Annotated in this window: 1 protein-coding gene; it reads left to right on the top strand. The window is 45.5% G+C overall.

Features of this window, described 5'->3' with window-relative positions:
* Positions 1 to 18 precede the first annotated feature (18 nt).
* Positions 19 to 279 (top strand): hypothetical protein (locus ACYQ78_RS39505; protein ID WP_459806124.1); only part of this gene is annotated, 261 nt, incomplete at its 3' end.

Here is a 279-nt window from a genome sequence, read left to right as displayed (position 1 = left end):
CCTTACGTTGGTACTGGTATGGAATACCAAGCAGCCCACGATTCAGGAGCTGCTGTGATTGCTCAGTATGACGGTAAAGTTACCTATGCAGATGCTGACAAGGTAGAAGTTCGTCGTGAAGATGGTTCATTGGACGTTTACCACATCCAAAAATTCCGTCGTTCAAATTCAGGTACTGCTTACAACCAACGCACTCTTGTAAAAGTTGGCGATGTCGTTGAAAAAGGCGATTTCATCGCTGACGGACCTTCTATGGAAAATGGAGAAATGGCGCTTGGA

Source organism: Herbidospora sp. RD11066, assembly GCF_054661255.1.
This window is presented reverse-complemented; position numbering and strand designations above follow the sequence as displayed.